We start from the raw sequence: 21,681 nt of genomic DNA on the forward strand, positions 1-21,681 counted from the left end.
ATTAATAATTGGGATCTAAAAGAAATAAAGGTTGATCATAATCAACTGGAGAAGAATCTTCTACAAGAATTTTAACAAGTTTCCCATCGACTTCAGATTCAATATCATTGAATAATTTCATGGCTTCTATCACACAAACTTTTGTTCCTATTTTTATTTTATCTCCTATTTTCACAAAAGGTTCTTGATCTGGATGAGGTTTTCTATAAAATGTTCCTATCATAGGAGATTTTATTGTTAAATATTGATTTCGGTTTTCTTTTTCTATTTTGGAAAATCTATCAGAAAAATCAGAAATAGAGGAAGACATTTTAGAATAAGCAGAATTCCATAAATTTTTTTCATTTTTTCTTATAAATATCCTATTTTTTATATGAATTTTAGTGGTCCCTATTTTAACCCTTATTTCACTAATATTTGATTCTGAAACAAATTGAATAAGTGACTTAATTTTTTTGAAATCCATAAATTTATTATCAGGATCTTTATTCTTCTTTATTATATACAATTTTTCCTCTATAATAGAGTTTTTTTTCATACCAATAAGCGTGATGATATAAATGTTTTTGATTTGTTAAAGCACATTTCACTAATAAAGGCTCTTTGATTTTCAAATGACTTCTTCTTTTATCTCTTCTGGATTTAGATTGTCTTCTTTTAGGATGTGCCATAAAAAATATTAGTTTGTTTAATAAATCACTAATTTAGAAATAAAATTAAATGTGTTAATAATTTTTTTTTATATCTTTATTTTTGAACAGATGTTTTTGTTGTTTTTATTTCTCATGTTTTATGAACCAATTAACTAAACGAAATAAGGATTATTCAAAATGGTATAATGAAATAGTCGTAAAGTCTGGTTTAGCAGAATTTTCGGGTGTACGTGGTTTTATGATTATAAAACCATATGGATACTCTTTATGGGAAATCATGAAACAAAAACTAGATAAAATGCTCAAAAATACAGGACATAAAAATGTTTATTTTCCTTTACTAATTCCTAAATCCGATTTTTCAAAAGAAAAAGAACACACTGAGATATTTTCTGAAGGATGTGCTGTGGTTACACATTATAGGTTGAAAAAAAATAAAAATGAATTGGTTCTTGATCCTGAATCAAGATTACGAGAAGAATTAGTAATTAGACCCACCTCTGAAAGTATCATATGGAAAACTTATAAACGTTGGATTCAATCTTATAGAGATCTCCCTATTTTATTAAATCAATGGGGGAATGCATTGAGGTGGGAAATGCGAACCCGTTTATTTCTTAGAACTACCGAATTTTTGTGGCAAGAAGGACATACTGCTCATTCTACGGAAAAAGAGGCCATAGAAGAAGCTAAAAAAATATTAAACATTTATACAGATTTTTCTGAAAATATTATGGCTGTTCCTGTTTTACAAGGAATTAAACCATACATGGATAAATTTTATGGATCCGAAAAAACATATTGTATAGAAGCTATCATGCAAGATGGAAAAGCTTTACAAATTGGTACTTCACATTTTCTAGGACAAAATTTTTCGAAAGCTTTCGATGTTCAATTCACTAATTACAATGGAAAAAAAGAATATGTATGGTCGACTTCTTGGGGTGTATCTACTAGATTAATAGGTGGATTAATCATGTCACATTCTGATGATAAAGGTTTAATCATCCCTCCAAAAATAGCTCCTATACAAATTGTTATTATTCCTATATATAAAGACAAAGAAAAGTTTGGAATTATAAATGATATGGTCCAAAAAATTATAAATATTTTAGAAAAGGAAAGAATACGAGTAAAATATGACAATAGAATAACATTTACTCCTGGATGGAAATTTAATGAATATGAAATGAAAGGAGTCCCTATACGAATCAGTATAGGTCCAAACGAAATCAAAAATGAAAAAGTTGAAATTTTCAGAAGAGATACACATGAGAAAATATATAACATATCTTGGATAAACTTAAAAAATTTGATTCCTAAATTACTTGATGAAATACAAAAAAATATTTACCAAAAAGCCTTAGATAGAATGAAAAAACTAACCATAAAATCAGATCATTACAACGATTTTAAACAAAAAATCAATGATTATGGAGGATTCATTCTTGCTCACTGGGATGGAACAAAAAATACAGGAAAGAAAATTCAAGAAGAAACAGAAGCCACTATACGTTGTATTCCCTTATCTCATGAAAAGGAAAAAGGAAAATGTATTTATTCTGGTACCCCTTCTTTTCAAAGAGTTGTTTTTTCTAAATCTTATTGAAATTTTTTCAATTTTCCTTTAAAACTATTTATCGATGAGTAATTTTTTTTCCGTAAAAAAAGAGTAAATTCTTTTTTTAATCTATCAAATACTGTAACTCCTTCCTTCATCAATTGTGTTCCGATTTGAACAGCTGAAGCCCCACATAATATGTGTTCAAAAATATCTTTTCCAGAAGAAATTCCTCCACATCCTATAATAGAAATATCTTTTCGAAGATAAGTATAAAATTTACGAATATTAGCTAGTGCAAATGGTTTTATAATTGATCCACCAATCCCTCCAAATCCATTTTTGGGTTGTATTACTGCTGTTTCGTTACTCGTATCAACAAAGATTCCGTTGGGTAAGCTATTAATACAAGTAATAAAAATAATAGGAAATTGATTCAAAATTAAAGACATATTCTTGATGTATCCCTCCTTGAAATAAGGAGGAAGTTTAATTCCTAAAGGTTTTTCATTAAATTTAAATACATTTTCTAAAAAACCATAAATTTTGTGTAAATCGTCTCCTAATACTTCTTCTTGAAGATTTGGACAAGATAAATTCAACTCTATAGCCGTAATTTTTGAAGAATAATTAGCTTTTCTAATGAGAAAAAAATTTTCTTCTATAGATAATCCGGATATAGAAAGAAAAACAGGTTTTTTTGTTTTTTTTTCTTCTAAAAAATTTAAATAAAAATCTATTCCAAGATTAGGTAATCCCATGGAATTTATGCTTCCCATATTCCACTCAAAATATCTTGGCTTGATGTTTCCTTTTCTTGGTCTGCTTGTACAGCTTTTTGTGACTATAGCACCAGAAGAACTATCTAAAAGATCGGACAATTCTTGATCTGTAGTACAAAGAGCTCCTGAAGCATTCATAATACATGATGAAAGTTGAATCTCATTTATATGAGCAGAAATATCTATTTTTTTCATAATCATATCAGTCAATTATAATAATATCCAAGTATAAAATTTTTAACTTTACCAAAACAGTTTTTTTTATGGAAGAAAAAGAACAGTTCTTTTTAAAAATTTACAATTTAGGAATCATCAAATTTGGAAATTTCACTTTGAAAAGTGGAATGAATTCTCCCATATATATAGATTTTCGTCCAATAGCTTCTAGACCAGATTTATTAATCAAATTATCAGATTTACTTCTTCATGAAGTTTCATATACTAATTTTGAACTAATTTGTGGAGTTCCTTACGCCGCTTTGCCTATAGCTACAACTTTATCTTTGAGGTCTAATATTCCGTTAATTATTAAAAGAAAAGAAAATAAAGGTTATGGAACCAAGCGAATGATTGAAGGAATTTACAAAAAAGGACAAAATTGTCTTCTCATAGAAGATGTCATAACAAGTGGAGATAGTTTATTAAAAACTGTAATAGATCTTGAAAAAGAAGGATTGATTATAAAAGATATTATGTCCATTCTTGATAGAGAACAAGGAGGAACAGAAAATATAAAAAAAAGGGGATATAATATACGAACTTTATTTCGTATAGGAGAAGTTTTAAAAATGTTAGAAAAAAAACATTTTTTAAAAAAAAAAAAAATACACATGATTCAATTTTTTTTTAGCAAAAAAAATATAAAAAATTTTCAAAACAAACGTATTTCTTATGAAGAAAAAAAAGAAAAAACTTCTCATCCTATAGGAAAAAAACTTATTGAGATTACATTGAAAAAAAAAACCAATCTGATCGTTTCTGCGGATTTAGTACATTCTAAAAATATATTGAAATTAGTCAATTTAGTTGGAGATATCATTTGTGGATTAAAACTTCATGTAGATATTATTAATGATTTTTCATTTTCATTTATAAATTCTCTTAAAAATATTTCTATAGAAAAAAATTTTTTACTACTTGAAGATAGAAAATTGTGTGATGTAGGTCCTACTAATTATCTTCAATTACATTATGGAATATATAAGATTTCTTCTTGGGCGGATATTATCACTGCGCACGTATTTGCGGGTAGTGGGAGTCTACAGAACTTGAATATTCCTTCTAGTATGGGTTTAATTACGATATCTGAAATGTCTTCTTATGGAAGATTGTCCGATGATAATTATATAAGAAAAGCATTAAATATTTCTTTGAAAAACCCGAAAGTTATTGGAACTGTGGCACAAAGAAAAGTAGACGATAGATTATTACTATTTACTCCTGGAATTCATTTTTCTAATTCAAATAATTTAGTAAATAGCTATATTCATCCCACTCAAGCTTTTGAAAAAAATGGAAGTGACTTTATCATTGTAGGAAGAGCTATTTACCAGTCTAACAATCCAAAAATAGCAGCAGAAGAATATAGAAACGCAGGATGGAAAGCGTATGAAAATGGTCTTTGAATGAATTTGTGAGTTTTTTTCAAAAAAATTAATGATACTGATTATATTTTTATTTAATTTGTATGTGTGATTAAGATCTTGTTTTTTTTAGAAAAAAACATGATAACTTATTGTAAACGTGTTCGTTATTTATCGATAAATTCGTAAAAAAGTAAAAATTCTTTAGAATAAATTTTGAATATGGAATGGATAAATTCATTAATTAGTTGTTTTATGATCCTTTTTAGCATTATTGACATATTAGGAAATGCTCCCATTATTATGGGATTCAAATCAAAAGGAAATATAATAGATACTAAAAAAGTTATAATTACTTCTCTTGTTATATTTTTATCTTTCCTATTTTTAGGACAACCTATGCTCAAAATTATTGGAGTGGATGTTCACTCTTTCTCCGTAGCAGGATCTATAGTATTGTTTTTAATTGGTTTAGAAATGATATTAGGGGTGGACTTTCATAAGGTGACAGAAAATGCTCAAACTTCTATTGTTCCAATAGCTTTTCCTCTTATAGCTGGACCAGGATCTTTAACTACCTTAATTTCATTAAGAACAACTTATGACGTAAATGTTATTCTTTTATCTTTGATACTCAACATGATAGTTGTCTATTTTGTGATAGATAGATGCGATTTTATAGCTGAAAAAATAGGAAACAGTGGGTTAGACATACTCAAAAAAATATTTGGAATTGTTTTATTAGCTTTTGCCGTTAAAATTTTTGGAGCAAATGCAGGTCAATTATTTCAACCATAATCTTTTTTTATTTTATTGAAAATTTTTTTAATAGATCTATTTATATCTTGAAATCTAGGAATAGATAAATTTTTGTAAATGAGAATGATATAAAAACTTTTGTTTTTTATATGTTTTTCCAAAATAAATTTATTCAATGAAAAACAAGCTCTTAATAAACGTTTTATTCTATTTCGATGAACCGATTTTTTAAAATTTTTTTTTTACTAAAGTTCCAATTAAATTGATTAATGAATTTTTTTCATAATTTAATAGAAAAACAGAACAAACAGGATCTACCAACAAATATTTTCCATTTTTTATGACTTTATCAAAAATTTTTTTACCTTTTTTTTTCATGTGATAATTCACAATTAATAATTACTAATAAATTCTTCTAATTTGGATACCATTCCTATGGGACCACATACAAATGGAGTTCTTTGATGTAATTTTGTAGGTTCTATATCTAAAATTCGTTTTTTTCCATCAGAAGCCTTTCCACCAGCTTGTTCTGCTAGAAAAGCCATTGGATTGCATTCATAAAGCAATCTTAATTTTCCTTCTGGAGAAGAAGCGGTTTTAGGATAGATATATATTCCTCCTTGTATCATATTTCTGTGAAAATCTCCTACCAAAGATCCAATATATCTTGCCGTATAAGGACGATTTTCTTTTTTTTCTTGGCAATATTTTATAAATTTCCTAATTCCATTAGAAAATTTTGCATAATTCCCTTCATTAATAGAATAAATTTTTTCTTTTTTAGGAAAAAAAAGATTAGGATGAGATAAATAAAAAGTTCCGACTGAAGGATCTAAAGTAAATCCATGAACTCCATTTCCAGTACTATACACCAGTATAGTAGAGGATCCATAAATAATATATCCTGCAAGGATTTGTTGATTTCCTTTTTGCAAAAAATCTTCTATTGTTACATTCATTTGAATAGAAGATTTTCTCATATATACGGAAAATATAGTTCCTATAGATACATTGACGTCTATATTGGAAGATCCGTCAAGTGGATCTATTAAAACAATATATTGATTTTGTAAAGGATTTTCTTTTTTATTATTTATCACTATAAAATCTTTACTTTCTTCGGAAGCTATTCCACAAACTACATTTCTGCTTTTAAAAGATTCAATAAAAGCTTTGTTAGCAAAATCATCCAATTTTTGTTGATTTTCTCCTTGAATATTAGTAACTCCAGAACTTCCTATAATTTCTTCAGTTAACCCCGCTTTATTGACTTCTTTATGAATAGCCTTAGAAGCTAATTTAATAGAACTAAACAATCGCAACAAAGCCTCAGTTGAATACGAGAAACGATCTCTATTTTCTATAACAAACTCTCCTAATGTATACATACATTTATCAGAAAACGCAATACTTTCTACAAAGTAAAAAGATCAGATTATTTTTTCAAATAATATCTATATTTTATTTTTCTAGATAGAATTTTTAGAATATATCAATAAACTTTATAAAGTTATTAAAAATTTCTTATATTTTTATTAAATTTTATTGATGAAAATTCTGCAAGTATCACTTATATTATTATGGCGTGCATGGTTTTTTATTATCAACATATTTTTAATTCCATTATGGGCAGGTGCTTCTATTCCATTCCTTTTTAAAGATAAATATTATCCCATTGTATATTGGTTTCATCAAATGTGGGCTAGAAGCAATCTATTTCTCATGGGGTTTTGGTATGTATTAGAAAAAGATGAAGAAAAGTTAGACAAAAATAAACAATACTTGATTATCAGTAATCACACCTCTATCATGGATATTATGTTAATTTATTCCTTAATGAGAAATCATCCTCTAGTTTTTGTAGGAAAAGCGGAATTAGCTAAACTTCCATTTTTTGGTTTTGTTTACAAAAAAAGCAATATTCTTATAGATAGAAAAAATTTATCTAGTTGTATACAAGTATTTAAAAAAATACAGGATAAAGTAGATTCTGGAAAAAGTGTTTGCATTTTCCCAGAAGGGGGGGTACCTAATCAGTCTGTTTTTTTGGATCATTTCAAGAGTGGTGCTTTTTTTATAGCCATAATCAAGAAAATTTCCATTATTCCCTTTACTATAGCTGATATAAAAACAAAATTTCCTAGTTTTTCTATTATGAAAGGTGGACCAGGAAAAATAAGAATCAAACAACATCATTCTATATCAACAAAAAATTTATCCTTAAAAGATAAAAATGATTTGAAAAAAAAATGTTTCAATTTGATAAAATATCAATTAGAAAAATTTGATCGTGAAAAAGAAAATAATTAAAAATTTTAATATGAATTGTTCGTGAATAAAAAAATTCATATTTATACTGATGGTTCTTCAAAAGGAAATCCTGGACCAGGAGGATATGGAGTTTTTATAGAAACGATTGGAAATTCTTATAATAGAAAAATAATTTCAGAAGGATTTCGTTATACAACGAATAATAGAATGGAACTATTAGCAGTTATTGTCGGATTAGAAGAAATCAAAAAAAGAAAACAAAATATTGTAGTTTTTACTGATTCTAAATATGTAGTCAATCCGATTCAAAACAATTGGATTTATAAATGGAAAGAAAATAATTTTTTTAATAAAAAAAATGTAGATCTATGGAAAAGATTTTTAGATATTTTTCATAAACAATTTATCATTTTTCAATGGATTAAATCTCACAATAATCATTATATTAATGATTATTGTGATAGATTATCTGTAGAAGCTTCTAAAAGAAAAACTCTAAAAATAGATTATGTGTATGAAAAGCAGAATAAATTTTTATAAATAAACAGCATAATTTTTTTGTCTAATCATCTCATACATTATTATAGACACAGCATGACTGACATTTAATGAATCCACATTTCCAAACATAGGAATAGTTATAATTTCATTTGCTTTTTTTAACCAAATATTAGATATTCCTTTATTTTCTGAACCGAAAACAATGGCTAAATTTGAATCACTCAGTTTAGTTTTATATAAATTTTTAGCTTTTTTATGATTACAAAATCCTGTTACTACAATTTTTACTTTATTTTCTTGTAACCAAGAAATGATCGATTCTATTTTTTCTATAAAAATTTTCCTTGTAAAAACACTTCCTAAACTGCATCTGATAACATTAGAATTATAAATGTAAGTTTTCATATTACATAATATAATAATATTAACACCTGCAGCATCAGCTGTTCTTAATATGGCTCCTATGTTACCAGGTTTTTCGATTCCATCTAATATAAGGATTAAAAAATTATCAGTTATTTTTTCGTTTTTTAGTTTATGATCTATCGATGATTCTTCTCTAAATAAAGCAATAATTCCACCTGAATTCTTTCTATATGCTAATTTTTTAAAAATTTTCATACCGATCAAAAAAGTAATAGAATGGTATGATTCAATCATACTATATTCTGTGAATATTTTTTCGCATATAAATATTTTTTTTGGAAAAAAATTGCCTTTTATAGCCATTTCAAATTCTTTTATTCCTTCAACAACAAATTCATTGATATAATTTTTTTTTTATAAATTTTTATTAAATCTTTAATTTTTGTATTTTGTAAACTATGTATTTTTATCATTTTTTCATTTTTGTATAATGGTAAAATTTTATAATAATAAATACGATGACGTAGCGTATATGGAATTGGCTATTGAACGATCAAAATTATCTTTTTGTAAAAAAAAAAAGTAGGAGCTATTATAGTTAAAAATAATCAAATCATATCTTATGGATATAATAGAACTCCAATTGGATTTGAGAATATATGTGAAGAAAAAAATGGACAAACTAAATGGTATGTTATACATGCAGAAGCAAATGCAATATTAAAACTTTCTTATTCTTCCTTATCTTGTGAAGGATCTTCTATATATATTACACATTTTCCATGTCAAGAATGTTGTAAATTGATTTATCAATCTAGGATCATAAAAGTCATATATCTACACAATTATACAAAAAACGATAAAGGAATGATTTTTTTGAACAGATTAAAGATAAAAATAAAAAAACTGCAATAAAACCCAGGTGGCGAAATTGGTAGACGCATTGGACTCAAAATCCAGTGATTTTACATCATGCGGGTTCGAATCCCGCCCTGGGTACAAAAATATTTTAGAATAAAAAATATCTTTGAGCAAGTGGCAAAATATCAGAAGGATTAGATACAATTTTTTCCCCATTTATATAAACATTATAGCTTTTTGGATCCACTTCTAAATTTGGAGTTTCCCCATTTAACACCATATCTTTTTTGGATAAAAAACGACATCCTTTTACTATTTTTATTTGTTTTTTTATTTCATTTTTTTCAAAAAAACCATGATTGATCGCACTCGATGAAACAAAAATACTGCTTAATTTTGGTTCAAAATAACCAAACATTTTACGATACATGAATGGTTGAGGCGTAGGAATGGTAGCATTAGGATCTCCCACACTAGCGTATACAATCATTCCACTTTTTATGACTAATTCCGGTTTGACTCCAAAAAAAGAGGGTTTCCATAATACTAAATCTGCCATTTTACCAACATTTACAGATCCTACATATTCTGATATACCATGACTAATGGCAGGATTTATGGTATATTTAGAAATATATCTTTTTACCCTGAAATTATCATTTTTTTGATTGTCCTCATTAAGAGAACCTCTTTGTTTTTTCATTTTATCAGCTGTTTGCCAAGTTCTTTTCACTATTTCTCCGATTCTTCCCATAGCTTGTGAATCAGAACTAGTCATACTAATAGCTCCCATATCATGTAAAACACCTTCTGCGCTAATAGTTTCAGACCTAATTCTAGATTTAGCAAAAGCTATATCTTCCGGCAAATTAGAATCTAAATGATGGCAAATCATTAACATATCTAAATGTTCATCAATCGTATTGAAAGTATAAGGCATAGTAGGGCTTGTAGATGAAGGCAATATATTAGAATAAGATATTACTTTCAATAAATCAGGAGCATGACCTCCTCCAGCTCCTTCTGTATGATAAGTATGAATGGTTCTCCCTTTAAATGTCTTTAAAGTGTCCTCAATATAACCTGATTCATTTAGTGAATCAGTATGAATATTGACTTGCACATCTAATTTATCAGAAACATTTAAACATTGATCTATAACATAAGGAGTACTCCCCCAATCTTCATGTATTTTGAATCCTCCAGCACCAGCTTCTACTTGTTCAATTAAAGCTTCAGGATGAGAACTATTCCCACTGGCAAGAAAAATAAAATTGATAGGAATATGATCTGTACTTTTTAACATTCTTTGAATATTCCATACACCAGAAGTACAATTTGTGGCTATAGTTCCAGTGGCAGGACCTGATCCTCCTCCGATAATAGTAGTGGTTCCATTTTCTAATGCAACTTCAAATAATTGTGGACATATGTAATGAACATGACTATCTACACTTCCAGCTGTTACAATTAAATTTTCAGAAGAAATAACTTCTGTCCCTGCTCCAATATACATATTTGGAGTCACTCCGTCCATAAAGTATGGATTTCCTGCTTTTCCTATCCCAATTATAACTCCATTCTTGATCCCAAGATCAGCTTTAACAATACCCCAATGATCAACAATGATAGCGTTGGTCAACACTAAATCTAAAACTCCTTCATTTCTTGTAGCAAATGGATGTTGCCCCATTCCATCCCTAATGACTTTTCCTCCTCCAAAAACACATTCATCTCCATAAATAGTATAATCTTTTTCTATTTCAATCCATAAAGATGTATCTCCTAAACGAATTCTATCTCCTTTTGTAGGACCATACATACTGGCATAAGATTCTCTGTCTATTTTTTTCATGTTGTATTTTCTTTTCCTGAAAATCCATAAATTTTTTTTATTCCTCCTATTTCTACTAATATGACTTCTTTTGTTTCTCCTGGCTCAAAACGAACAGATCTTCCAGAAGGAATATCCAATCTATATCCTTTAGTTCCTTCTCTTTCAAAAAGAAGATAAGAATTTGTTTCATAAAAATGAAAATGAGATCCTACTTGAATAGGACGAGTTCCAGAATTAGACACAACTCTCTCTATACGAGACCTTCCAGGTAATAAAACAATATCTTCTTTAAGAAGATCATATTGTCCTGGAATCATATTAGAGTTTTCTTTTCTATTTTTTTTAATAGGTTTAATAGGATTGTGTACAGTGACTAATTTTGTTCCATCAGGAAAAGTCGCCTCTATCTGAACATTATTGAGTAATTCATATACTCCATCCATAACTTGTCCATCATTCAGAATATTTCCAGCTTCATACATAAGTTCTTTTACCGTTTTTCCATCACGTGCTCCTTCCATTACATAATGAGCAATTAAAGCTAAAGATTCAGGATAATTTAATTTTAATCCTCTTTTTAAACGTTTTTTCGCTAATTCTCCAGCCATGTGCAGAAGAATTTTTTCCTTTTCATAATAAGTTAAATGCATACTTTCTTTAAGTTATTTTGATTCATAAACATAATATCGTTGCAAAAACAGTTCTACAAGTTTAAAGTTATGAAATATTATAATAATTTTTTACTGATCATAAAATTTTAAAAAAATAAAAAGAAACACGTCTCCGTAAATTATCATTATTTTTGTTATCATCTTTAATAATGGGAAAATTGTTTTAAAAAATAATTAAAAAATGCAAGTTTTAAAATTTGGGGGAAGTTCCGTTGCTCATTCTGATGCCATCAAACGTATTTGTTCTTTATTAGAAAAAAAACCAAAAGGAAGATATGCCATTGTTGTATCTGCATTAGGAAATATAACTGACCAATTAATACAATGTGGTCAATTAGCTTCTGAAAGAAAAAATATTTATAAAAATATACTAGAAGAAATAGAAATTCGTCATCTAAATATTATCAGAGAATTGTTTCCAATTACTTATCAAAGTCATTTAATTAGTTGGATTAAAAAAAACATAAATGATTTAGAAAGTTTATGCGATGGAATTTTTCAGGTAGAAGAACTTTCAAAACGTTCTTTAGATAAAATCATGAGTTTTGGAGAACTGAGTTCTTCTTTTCTTATTGCGGAAAAATTAAAACAATCTGGATTAGATGCAATTTGTAAAGATAGCAGGGATTTAATTATTACTGATTCTCAATTTGGATGTGCACAAGTGGACTTTATCACAAGTAATCACCATATTATTCAATTTTTTAGAGAAAAAATATCAGAATATATTGTCTTACCAGGTTTTATAGGTTCTACTTTAGAAAACGAAACGACTACTCTTGGAAGAGGAGGGTCTGATTATACTGCGGCTATTTTAGCTTCAGCGATATCGGCTAGTTTGCTTGAAATATGGACTGATGTAAGTGGAATGATGACTGCTAATCCAAAAATTGTGAATCAAGCTTTTCCTATTAAGGAAATATCTTATGAAGAAGCAATGGAATTATCGCATTTTGGAGCAAAAGTGATTTATCCTCCAACGATACAACCTGCCATGAAAAAACATATTCCTATACAAATTAAAAATACTTTTTCTCCTTTAGACCCAGGAACGTTGATTTATATTAGTAAAAACACAAATATAAGTCAACCCGTTACTGGAATATCTGGCATTCAAAATATGGCTTTACTCACTCTTGAAGGAAGTGGAATGGTCGGAATTCCTGGATATTCCAAACGTTTATTTGAAGCATTATCACGTGAAAAAATAAATGTAATATTTATAACTCAAAGTTCTTCAGAGCATTCAATTACCACAGGTATTCATGAAATGGATGTGATAAAAGCAAAAGCTGTAATAGATAGTGAATTTGCTCAAGAAATCCACCATAGACGTATTGATCCATTGAGAATAGAAAAAGATCTTTGTATTATTGCTGTAGTAGGAGATAATATGAAAAATCTTCATGGAACTAGTGGAAAAATGTTCTCTTCTTTAGGAAGAAATAGTATTAATGTTAGAGCTATAGCACAAGGTTCTACTGAAAAAAATATATCAGCTGTTATTAGAAAAACTGATTTTAAAAAGGCATTAAACACCTTGCATGAGGCTTTTTTTGAAAGTCCACCAAAACAAATTAATCTTTTCATTTGTGGAGTGGGAAAAGTAGGAAGTAAATTACTTGAGCAAATAGATCAACAACAAAATTATCTCTTAGAAGAATTAAAACTTCAAGTTAGAGTAATAGGATTAGCCAACAGCAAAAAAATGTATTTTAATAATCATGGAATGAATTTAGGTCATTGGGAGAAACATCTAAACCAAGATGGTCACAAAATGAATATATATTCTTTTATGGAGGAAGTTTGGAAATTTAATCTAAGAAATAGTTTATTTGTTGATAATACAGCTAGTGAAGAAATGGCTATGACCTATGATAAATTCTTAAAAAATGGAATCGGTGTTATTACCTGTAATAAAATAGCTTGTTCCTCTGATTATGATCATTATAAAAGATTAAAAACACTTTCTAGACATTTTAAAGCTCCATTTCTATTTGAGACTAATGTAGGAGCCAGTCTTCCAGTCATTAGTACACTGAATGATCTTATCAATAGTGGAGATAAAATTAATAAAATAGAAGCTGTTTTATCAGGAAGTTTAAATTTTATATTCAATCATTTTACAGGAAAAAAATCATTTTTAGAAGTCGTCAAAGACGCTCAATTGAAAGGATATACAGAACCTGATCCTCGTATTGATTTAAGTGGATTAGATGTTATGCGAAAAATCCTTATTTTAGCAAGGGAATGTGGTTCTACATTAGAACTGAGTGATATTCATCAAAAATCTTTTCTTCCTGAAACCTGTTCAAAATCCACTTCTATAGAAAATTTTTATAAAGAATTAGATAAATACAGAGACTATTTTTTTAAAATTAGAAATGAAGCAGAACAATATAAAAAACGTTTGCGTTTTATTGCTCGTTATGAAAATGGAGTTCCTTCTGTAGGTTTAGAATCAATTAAACAAAGTCACCCATTTTTTCAACTAGAAGGAAAAGATAATATGGTTTTATATAACACATATCGTTATTCTGAACAACCTCTTATCATAAAAGGAGCAGGTGCTGGAGCAGAAGTTACTGCATCTGGAGTTTTTTCAGATATTATTAAAGCTACTAAATAAAAATCATGAAGGGGATTAAAATATTTTCACCAGCTACTGTTGCTAATCTAGCTTGTGGCTTTGATGTTATTGGATTAGCTTTGGATCTTCCAAAAGATGAAATTTTTTTGTATAAATCCAATAATCCAGGAATACGTATTAAGAGAATACATGGAACATCGTTGCCAAACGATCCAAAAAAGAATGTAGCTTTTGTAGCTTTACAGTTTTTGTTAAAAAAATATCAACAAAAGCAAAGATTTGAAAAAGAAGAAAAAATAGGATTCGAAATAGAATTAATTAAAAATATCCATCCTGGAAGTGGAATAGGATCTAGTGCAGCTAGTGCTGCAGGAATCGTTTATGGAGCTAATGTATTATTAGGAAATCCTTTTAATACCATACAGTTAATACGTTTTGCTATGGAAGGAGAGCGTGTAGCAAGTGGAACAGCTCATGCTGATAATGTCGCTCCTGCTATTATGGGAGGAGTTACCTTAGTAAGAAGTTATAAACCATTGGATATCACTAAATTGCATTATCCAAATGAATTGTGGGTAAGCATTATACATCCACAAATTGAAATAAGAACATCGGATGCAAGAGAAATTCTAAAACAAAAAATATTAATGACAGATGCTATTCGACAATGGGGAAACATAGGCGCATTAGTTGCAGGTTTGTATCAAGAAGATTATGGTTTAATAAGCAGATCTCTAGAAGATGTGATAGTTGAACCTATACGAGCGATGCTCATTCCAGCTTTTTATGAATTAAAAATTAGATGTAAAGAAATAGGAGCTTTAGGTGGAGGTATTTCTGGTTCAGGCCCCTCTGTTTTCATGTTAAGTAAAGGAAGCCATATTGCGAAAAAAGTTACTGAAGTCATGAATCGTGTCTACTCTCCATTAAAAGTTGATTATAAAACTTATACTTCTCCTATTAATCAACAAGGAGTAAAGTGGTCTAAAATTCTTTGAAATAAGAATGGATAATAAATAAAAATAGTTTTTATGTTGTATCATAGTTTAAAAAATCATATAGATTTAGTTTCTTTCGAAGATGCTGTTTTAAGAGGTTTAGCTCCGGATGGTGGATTGTACATCCCTGAATGTATTCCTAAACTAACCCCTCAATTTATTTATAACCTTTCTAGGTATGATATTTATGAAATTGCTATGACTGTAATCAAGCCTTATATCGGGAAATCCATACCAGAAAAATCTATCTATAATATTATTCATGATACTTTAAATTTCTCTTTTCCATTGCAAAAAATTCATGATAATATTCACGTATTAGAGCTTTTTCATGGACCTACTTTAGCTTTTAAAGATGTAGGAGCTGAATTTATGGCAGGGTGTTTAAGTTTTTTTTCCGAAAGAATAGGAAAAAATGTAACAGTTTTAGTAGCTACTTCAGGAGATACTGGTGGTGCTGTAGCTAAAGGTTTTTATAAAAAACCTGGAATAGAAGTCATTATTTTATATCCATATAATGGAATTAGTTCTTTGCAAGAAAGACAAATTACTACATTGGGTAACAATATTTTAGCCTTAGAAATTGATGGAAATTTTGATGATTGTCAAAAAATGGTTAAAAAAGCCTTTTTAGATAAGGAAGTACAAAAAAAATATATATTAACTTCTGCTAATTCTATTAATGTAGCGAGATGGCTCCCCCAAATGTTCTATTATTTTTTAACTTATCAACAAATAATAGAAGATCCGATAGATTTAATTTTTTCAGTTCCTAGTGGAAATTTTGGAAATATCTGTGCAGGAATAATGGCTGAAAAAATGGGATTACCAATCAAATTTTTTGTTGCTTCCACAAATGTTAATGATACCATTCCTAGATTTTTGAAAACTGGAAAATATAATCCACTTCCAGTAAAAAAAACCATATCAAATGCTATGGATATATCTGATCCTAGCAATTTTTCTAGGATATGGTATTTATACGAAAAAAATATGTCTCAATTAAGAAAAAAACTTTATTCCTATCAATTTACGGACAAAGAGACTCTAGACATTATAGAGATGGTATGGAAAAAATACAAGTACATGCTTGATCCACATGGAGCTATTGGTTATTTAGGCCTTAGAAAATATTTACAAGAAGTTAAAAATACTTCATCTATAGCGATTTTTTTAGAAACTGCTCATCCAATTAAATTTATAGATGACATGCCTCTTTTTTTACGAAAAAAAATTCTTATTCCTAAGAAACTGGAAATATTTTTAAATACGAAAAGAAAAAAACAAAAAATATCACTATCCAATGATTTCAATGTTTTTAAAAATTGGTTATTGGAAAGAAAATGAAATTTTTAAACAGCAACGTCCCCCTTAATATGAGGAAAAGGATTATAGTCTTTCAATTGAAAATCTTTAAAACGAAATTCAAAAATATTTTTTACTGAGGGATTGAGGATCATTTTTGGAAGTGGTCTTGGAGTTCTTTTCATTTGTAATTTTATTTGTTTGATATGATTATTATAAATATGAGCATCACCTATAGTGTGAATTAATTCTTTTTCTTTTAAATTAAGAGTTTTAGCTAACATAATGAGTAGCAAAGCATAAGAAGCTATATTAAAAGGCAAACCTAGAAAAATGTCTGCACTTCTTTGATATAATAGCAACGATAATTTTTTTTCAAGTACATAGAATTGAAATATCAAATGACAGGGAGGAAGTGCCATATTTTTAATCATTCCTACATTCCAAGAAGAAACAATCAAACGTCGTGAATTGGGGTTAAATTTGATCTCTTCTATAAGATTAGCTATTTGATCAATAAAATGTCCATCATATGTAGGCCATTTTCTCCATTGAAATCCATATATTGGACCCAATTCTCCATTTTTATCTGCCCATTCATTCCATATAGAAACTTCATTTTCTTTTAAATATTGTATATTTGTGTCTCCTTTCAGAAACCATAATAATTCATAAATAATAGATCGTAAATCTAATTTTTTTGTGGTCAAAAGAGGAAATCCTCTTTCTAAATCGAATCTCATTTGATATCCAAATATACTTATTGTGCCTATTCCAGTACGATCTTTCCTTTTTATACCGTTTTTTAATACGTTTTTTAATAGATTTAAGTATTGTTTCATAATCCTAAGTATTATTTTTTAATTTAATTTTAAGAGTATTTTTGCATAAAAAAATATAACTATGAATCAAAAGGTTCTCTTCTTTTCTACAAGAAGTGGGTTAAAATTATCAGAAAATATAGCTTCTTATTATGGTACTTTTCTTGGAAAAGTACGATTTTTAGAATTTAGTGATGGTGAATATACTCCTTGTTTTGAACAATCTGTTCGTGGATCTAAAGTTTTTTTGATTGGTTCTACTTTTCCTCCAGTAGACAATTTAATGGAATTGCTATTGATGTGCGATGCAGCTCGTAGAGCTTCCGCTCATAATATAACACTTGTTATACCATATTTTGGATGGGCTAGACAAGACCATAAAGATAAACCTAGAACTCCTATTGCTGCAAAACTTATAGCAAATTTAATGGTAGCTTCAGGAGCAACTAGAGTCATGACCATGGATTTGCATGCAGATCAAATTCAGGGATTTTTCGATATACCTGTAGATCATTTGTATGCATCTAGAATATTCATTGATTATATTAAAAAATTAAACATGGATCAACTAACTATTGCCTCTCCAGATATGGGAGGAGCTAAAAGAGCTAGAAGTTATGCTGGTTATTTGGGAACAGATGTAGTTATTTGTTATAAAGAAAGAAAAAAAGCAAATGAGATTGAATTTATGAATCTTATAGGAGATGTTAAAGGAAAAAATATCATACTTATAGACGATATGGTAGATACCGCTGGTACTCTAACAGAAGCTGCTAACTTAATAAAAAAACAAGGAGCTAAAAGTGTACGTTCTATTGCTACTCATCCAGTTTTATCAGGAAATTCATATGAAAAAATAAATCAATCATCACTTGAAGAATTGGTGGTAACAGATACTATTCCTATAAACAGAATCAAATCCAATGATAAAATCAAAGTTTTATCTTGTGCTCCACTTTTTGCTGAAGTCATGCAATCTGTACATAAAGACGAATCCATTAGTAATAAATTCGTGATATGAAATATATAAATATATACGGTCAAAAAAGAAATGTTGGAAAAAAAGCTGCTCATTCTATTCGACTTTCTGGAAAAATACCATGTATTTTGTATGGAAAGAATATGAATATTCCATTTTTCGCTTCATTAGAAAGTATAAAAAAAATAGTGGAGACAACGGAGGTATATGAAATAATTATTCAAATAGATAATCAAAATATAAATGCAGTTAAAAAAGAAATACAATTTGATCCTATTAGTGACAAAATATTACATGCAGATTTTTTTAAAATTGATAAATCAAAGCCTATTGTCTTGGAAATTCCTGTCAAATCTTTTGGAAGACCTATTGGAGTTTCTAAAGGTGGAGAATATTATTCTCCAATTAGAAAACTTAAAGTCAAAGCTTTTCTATCTAATATTCCAGAATATATAGAATTAAATATTGGTTCTCTAGACATAGGAGACAGAATAACAGTTGAAGATCTATATAACGATCAATATGTTATATTGCATCCATCTCACACACTTATAGCAAGAGTGAAAAATTCACGAGTAAATATTAAAAGTTCTCAAGAAGATAAAAAAGAAGATAAAAAAGAAGATAAAAAAGAAGATAAAAAAGAAGATAAAAAAGAAGATAAAAAAGAAGATAAAAAAGTAAAAAATAAATAATGTCTTTTATAAAAGATCTTTTTTTTATGAAAATAGCTTTAAAAGAAGCTTTTATTGCTTTTCATAAAAATGAAGTTCCTATAGGTGCTGCAATAACATATGAAGATGTGGTTATAGCAAAAGCTCATAATTTAACTGAAACTTTCAGTAACATCACCGCACATGCAGAAATGTTGGTAATCGATTTAGCTTCTAATTATTTGAAAAATAAATACATAAAAAAATGCACATTATATGTCACTCTAGAACCATGTATTATGTGTGCAGGAGCTTTATTTTGGTCTCAAATAGGAAGAGTAGTTTGTGGAGCTTCCAATAATTCTAGAAGAGGATTTTTGTATTCTGGTATTAAATTACATCCAAAAACTAAATTTGTATCTGGAATTATGAAAAATCAGTGTAGAGCTCTGATCCAAAAATTCTTCCTTTTTAAAAGAATTCATAAGCATGAAAAAAATTAAATAAGTGCCTTTTTTTTTATTTTAAGTTTCAAAATAATCGGTAAAGTTGTAGTAAATACGATTAATAAAATAATCCACTCAAGATGATTTTTTAATTCAGGAAAACTTTTATCTAGATAATGTCCAGACAACATAATAGAAAAAGTCCAAGAAAGTGCTCCAATAATATTATATATCATAAATTTTTTGAAATCAATGCGGATTGCTCCTGCTACAATAGGAGCAAAAGAACGAAACATTGGAAGAAAGCGACTCATAATTAATGCAGTTGTTTTGTATTTATTATAAAATAATTTTGCCAAAATAAGATGTTTTTTCTTAAAAAAAAAGGAATCCTTTTTTTTATATAATAATTTCCCGGATTTATATCCTAACCAGTATCCTTGCATGTTTCCAAGAGTAGCTACAACCGCTACAATTAAAATGATGACAAAGAAAGGAACATCATAAAAATTTTTGCATAAATCTTCTCCAAAAATTCCAGCAGTAAACAACAAAGAATCTCCTGGCAAGAAGAATCCTATGAAAAATCCTGTTTCTGCAAAAACTATTGCTAAAAGAATAAACAAAGCTGTTTTTCCAAAATATAAAAATATCCATCTAGGATTGAATAAATGCTGAAAAAAATCCCAAAAATCAGACATTTTACAAATATGAGAAACAAAATTCAATATTTCCATTTTTTATAAAGAAAAAAACCTAAAAAAAATATTTATTTTCATACTCAAAAAATATGTTTTTTATGGAGTGTTTATTCAAATTTATTAATATTTTAGGATGGATCCCTAATATATTTTTTTTAATAGTAGGTTTTATTTTTTTGCTTTTTTGGTTATACAAAATATTTCATTTTATTGATTAATAAAAAATTAGTTAATTTTGTTGGGTGAAGCTAAATGAATGCGAATGAAAAATAGCGATAGAGTGGGTTTCATATATTTTCGTGAAAAAGCTTATGAAATACTAGAAAATTATCTCCTTAACCAAATAGATTCCATAAAAAATACATTTATTTTGTTGGATGATAGAACTCATAAACATTGTCTTCCTATTCTTTTATCTCATATAGATTTTTTAAAAAAATCTAATTTGATTCAGATAAAATCAGGAGAAAAAGAAAAAAATATTCATACATGCATTCAAATATGTAAAAATCTGGAAAAATTTAAAGCAAATAGAAAAAGTTTAATCCTAAACTTAGGAGGAGGAGTTATAACAGATATAGGTGGATTTGTAGCTTCTATATTTAAAAGAGGAATTCGTTTTGTGAATATTCCTACTACTTTATTAGGAATGGTAGATGCTTCTGTGGGATACAAAACAGGTGTTAATTTAGATTCTATTAAAAATGAAATAGGATCTTTTTATATTCCGGAATTTTTAATTATTGATACTCATTTTTTGAAGACTCTTCCTAAAAAAGAGATTATTTCTGGAATGGCTGAAATGTTTAAACATGGTTTAATAGCGGATAAAGATTTTTGGATAAAAATGAATCAAATAAAAGATATAAATAATATAAATCAATGGGATCATTTAATTCATCAATCTATATTAATAAAACAGAAAATTGTGGATTTAGACCCTAAAGAAAAAGGATTAAGAAAAATACTTAATTTTGGACATACCATTGGACATGCTTTGGAAAGTTATTTTCTGAATACGGAAAAGATATTACACGGGATAGCTGTGATCATGGGAATGATCTGTGAATCTTGGATTTCTTACAAAATTAATGGTTTATCTATTTCTGATTATGAAAATATTAAATCAAAATTTTCTGCATTATATCCAATGCAAAAAAAATTTTTTGATTTAGAAGATTCAGAAATCGAAAAAATATTGATGATCATGGAATATGATAAAAAAAATGAGAATAACAAAATTCAATTTTCTTTATTAAAAGAAATAGGAAAATGTTCTTATAACTGTCAAGTTCCACATTCCTTGATCAAGGAATGTTTTTTTAACTAAACATTTTTTA

24 protein-coding genes and 1 tRNA gene are annotated in these 21,681 nt (G+C 27.9%); 14 read left to right on the forward strand and 11 right to left on the reverse strand.

Annotation, left to right across the window (positions count from 1 at the left end; translation table 11 throughout):
- Nucleotide 1 precedes the first annotated feature (1 nt).
- On the reverse strand, nucleotides 2-466 hold the full coding sequence (gene accB, locus H0H67_RS00625; RefSeq protein ID WP_185859588.1) for an acetyl-CoA carboxylase biotin carboxyl carrier protein: 465 nt from the start codon (nucleotides 464-466) through the stop codon (nucleotides 2-4).
- Between the two features lie 19 nt (nucleotides 467-485).
- On the reverse strand, nucleotides 486-671 hold the full coding sequence (gene rpmF / locus H0H67_RS00630) for a 50S ribosomal protein L32 (protein WP_185859423.1): 186 nt from the start codon (nucleotides 669-671) through the stop codon (nucleotides 486-488).
- A gap of 121 nt (nucleotides 672-792) precedes the next feature.
- On the opposite strand from rpmF, the gene proS reads away from it, so the two are divergent.
- A complete protein-coding gene (gene proS, locus H0H67_RS00635; protein WP_185859424.1) occupies nucleotides 793-2,262 on the forward strand; it encodes a proline--tRNA ligase in 1,470 nt (489 codons plus the stop codon).
- Here proS and H0H67_RS00640 read toward each other — a convergent pair.
- Complete coding sequence (locus H0H67_RS00640; protein WP_185859425.1) at nucleotides 2,256-3,197, reverse strand: dihydroorotate oxidase; 942 nt, start codon at nucleotides 3,195-3,197, stop codon at nucleotides 2,256-2,258. The genes proS and H0H67_RS00640 overlap by 7 nt on opposite strands.
- Before the next feature lie 62 nt (nucleotides 3,198-3,259).
- Here H0H67_RS00640 and pyrF point away from each other — a divergent pair, with 62 nt between their 5' ends.
- Nucleotides 3,260-4,621: an orotidine-5'-phosphate decarboxylase gene (gene pyrF, locus H0H67_RS00645; RefSeq protein ID WP_185859426.1), complete on the forward strand. Its 1,362-nt coding sequence runs from the start codon at nucleotides 3,260-3,262 to the stop codon at nucleotides 4,619-4,621.
- A gap of 180 nt (nucleotides 4,622-4,801) precedes the next feature.
- Entirely contained in the window at nucleotides 4,802-5,377 is a 576-nt protein-coding gene (locus H0H67_RS00650) for a MarC family protein (RefSeq protein ID WP_185859427.1), read from the forward strand.
- On the opposite strand, the gene H0H67_RS00655 is transcribed toward H0H67_RS00650, so the two are convergent.
- From H0H67_RS00655 to fbp, 3 genes are read right to left on the reverse strand one after another with little or no spacing between them, the layout of a single operon-like run.
- Nucleotides 5,368-5,544 (reverse strand): hypothetical protein, encoded by a 177-nt coding sequence (locus tag H0H67_RS00655; protein ID WP_185859589.1) that lies wholly within the window; start codon nucleotides 5,542-5,544, stop codon nucleotides 5,368-5,370. The two genes, H0H67_RS00650 and H0H67_RS00655, sit on opposite strands and share 10 nt — an antisense overlap.
- Before the next feature lie 22 nt (nucleotides 5,545-5,566).
- Nucleotides 5,567-5,716, reverse strand: coding sequence for a hypothetical protein (locus H0H67_RS00660; RefSeq protein ID WP_185859428.1), 150 nt, complete (start codon nucleotides 5,714-5,716; stop codon nucleotides 5,567-5,569).
- A 14-nt stretch (nucleotides 5,717-5,730) separates the two neighbouring features.
- Nucleotides 5,731-6,729, reverse strand: coding sequence for a class 1 fructose-bisphosphatase (gene fbp / locus H0H67_RS00665; RefSeq protein ID WP_185859429.1), 999 nt, complete (start codon nucleotides 6,727-6,729; stop codon nucleotides 5,731-5,733).
- A gap of 160 nt (nucleotides 6,730-6,889) precedes the next feature.
- On the opposite strand from fbp, the gene H0H67_RS00670 reads away from it, so the two are divergent.
- The gene (locus tag H0H67_RS00670) at nucleotides 6,890-7,651 is read left to right on the forward strand and encodes a lysophospholipid acyltransferase family protein (protein WP_185859430.1); all 762 of its coding nucleotides are present in this window, start codon (nucleotides 6,890-6,892) and stop codon (nucleotides 7,649-7,651) included.
- Nucleotides 7,652-7,672: 21 nt separating this feature from the next.
- Nucleotides 7,673-8,152: a ribonuclease HI gene (locus tag H0H67_RS00675; RefSeq protein WP_185859431.1), complete on the forward strand. Its 480-nt coding sequence runs from the start codon at nucleotides 7,673-7,675 to the stop codon at nucleotides 8,150-8,152.
- On the opposite strand, the gene H0H67_RS00680 is transcribed toward H0H67_RS00675, so the two are convergent.
- On the reverse strand, nucleotides 8,147-8,842 hold the full coding sequence (locus H0H67_RS00680) for a TrmH family RNA methyltransferase (protein ID WP_394366809.1): 696 nt from the start codon (nucleotides 8,840-8,842) through the stop codon (nucleotides 8,147-8,149). The genes H0H67_RS00675 and H0H67_RS00680 overlap by 6 nt on opposite strands.
- Before the next feature lie 252 nt (nucleotides 8,843-9,094).
- Between H0H67_RS00680 and H0H67_RS00685 the strand changes: the two genes are divergently transcribed.
- Together H0H67_RS00685 and H0H67_RS00690 are read left to right on the forward strand one after the other, a co-directional pair.
- Nucleotides 9,095-9,394 (forward strand): deoxycytidylate deaminase, encoded by a 300-nt coding sequence (locus H0H67_RS00685; RefSeq protein ID WP_317168119.1) that lies wholly within the window; start codon nucleotides 9,095-9,097, stop codon nucleotides 9,392-9,394.
- A 1-nt stretch (nucleotide 9,395) separates the two neighbouring features.
- Nucleotides 9,396-9,478 (forward strand) — tRNA-Leu (locus H0H67_RS00690).
- Between the two features lie 10 nt (nucleotides 9,479-9,488).
- Here the strand turns inward: H0H67_RS00690 and ureC are convergent.
- Together ureC and H0H67_RS00700 are read right to left on the reverse strand one after the other, a co-directional pair.
- Complete coding sequence (gene ureC, locus H0H67_RS00695; protein ID WP_185859432.1) at nucleotides 9,489-11,195, reverse strand: urease subunit alpha; 1,707 nt, start codon at nucleotides 11,193-11,195, stop codon at nucleotides 9,489-9,491.
- Nucleotides 11,192-11,827, reverse strand: a complete 636-nt coding sequence (locus tag H0H67_RS00700; protein WP_185859433.1) for an urease subunit gamma — start codon at nucleotides 11,825-11,827, stop codon at nucleotides 11,192-11,194. The genes ureC and H0H67_RS00700 overlap by 4 nt, the downstream gene beginning before the upstream one ends.
- 202 nt (nucleotides 11,828-12,029) lie before the next feature.
- Between H0H67_RS00700 and thrA the strand changes: the two genes are divergently transcribed.
- Genes thrA through thrC form a run of 3 tightly spaced genes read left to right on the forward strand, consistent with a single transcriptional unit; the run spans nucleotide 12,030 to nucleotide 16,783 of the window.
- Complete coding sequence (gene thrA, locus H0H67_RS00705) at nucleotides 12,030-14,477, forward strand: bifunctional aspartate kinase/homoserine dehydrogenase I (protein WP_185859434.1); 2,448 nt, start codon at nucleotides 12,030-12,032, stop codon at nucleotides 14,475-14,477.
- A 5-nt stretch (nucleotides 14,478-14,482) separates the two neighbouring features.
- The gene (locus H0H67_RS00710; RefSeq protein ID WP_185859435.1) at nucleotides 14,483-15,436 is read left to right on the forward strand and encodes a homoserine kinase; all 954 of its coding nucleotides are present in this window, start codon (nucleotides 14,483-14,485) and stop codon (nucleotides 15,434-15,436) included.
- A gap of 33 nt (nucleotides 15,437-15,469) precedes the next feature.
- Entirely contained in the window at nucleotides 15,470-16,783 is a 1,314-nt protein-coding gene (gene thrC, locus H0H67_RS00715; protein WP_185859436.1) for a threonine synthase, read from the forward strand.
- A 5-nt stretch (nucleotides 16,784-16,788) separates the two neighbouring features.
- Here the strand turns inward: thrC and H0H67_RS00720 are convergent, their stop codons facing one another.
- Entirely contained in the window at nucleotides 16,789-17,583 is a 795-nt protein-coding gene (locus H0H67_RS00720; RefSeq protein ID WP_185859437.1) for a thymidylate synthase, read from the reverse strand.
- 61 nt (nucleotides 17,584-17,644) lie between these two features.
- Here H0H67_RS00720 and H0H67_RS00725 point away from each other — a divergent pair, with 61 nt between their 5' ends.
- Genes H0H67_RS00725 through H0H67_RS00735 form a run of 3 tightly spaced genes read left to right on the forward strand, consistent with a single transcriptional unit; the run spans nucleotide 17,645 to nucleotide 19,697 of the window.
- Entirely contained in the window at nucleotides 17,645-18,583 is a 939-nt protein-coding gene (locus H0H67_RS00725; protein ID WP_185859438.1) for a ribose-phosphate diphosphokinase, read from the forward strand.
- Nucleotides 18,580-19,236, forward strand: coding sequence for a 50S ribosomal protein L25 (locus H0H67_RS00730; RefSeq protein ID WP_185859439.1), 657 nt, complete (start codon nucleotides 18,580-18,582; stop codon nucleotides 19,234-19,236). The genes H0H67_RS00725 and H0H67_RS00730 overlap by 4 nt, the downstream gene beginning before the upstream one ends.
- A gap of 26 nt (nucleotides 19,237-19,262) precedes the next feature.
- A complete protein-coding gene (locus H0H67_RS00735) occupies nucleotides 19,263-19,697 on the forward strand; it encodes a nucleoside deaminase (RefSeq protein ID WP_185859590.1) in 435 nt (144 codons plus the stop codon).
- Here the strand turns inward: H0H67_RS00735 and H0H67_RS00740 are convergent.
- Nucleotides 19,694-20,341 carry a DedA family protein gene (locus H0H67_RS00740; RefSeq protein WP_185859591.1) on the reverse strand — a complete coding sequence of 216 codons (648 nt, stop codon included), beginning with the start codon at nucleotides 20,339-20,341 and terminating at the stop codon, nucleotides 19,694-19,696. The genes H0H67_RS00735 and H0H67_RS00740 overlap by 4 nt on opposite strands.
- A 262-nt stretch (nucleotides 20,342-20,603) precedes the next feature.
- Between H0H67_RS00740 and aroB the strand changes: the two genes are divergently transcribed.
- On the forward strand, nucleotides 20,604-21,671 hold the full coding sequence (gene aroB, locus H0H67_RS00745) for a 3-dehydroquinate synthase (RefSeq protein WP_185859440.1): 1,068 nt from the start codon (nucleotides 20,604-20,606) through the stop codon (nucleotides 21,669-21,671).
- Nucleotides 21,672-21,681 lie beyond the last annotated feature (10 nt).

It is taken from the genome of Blattabacterium cuenoti, from assembly GCF_014251575.1.
Classification (GTDB): Bacteria; Bacteroidota; Bacteroidia; order Flavobacteriales; family Blattabacteriaceae; genus Blattabacterium; species Blattabacterium cuenoti_N.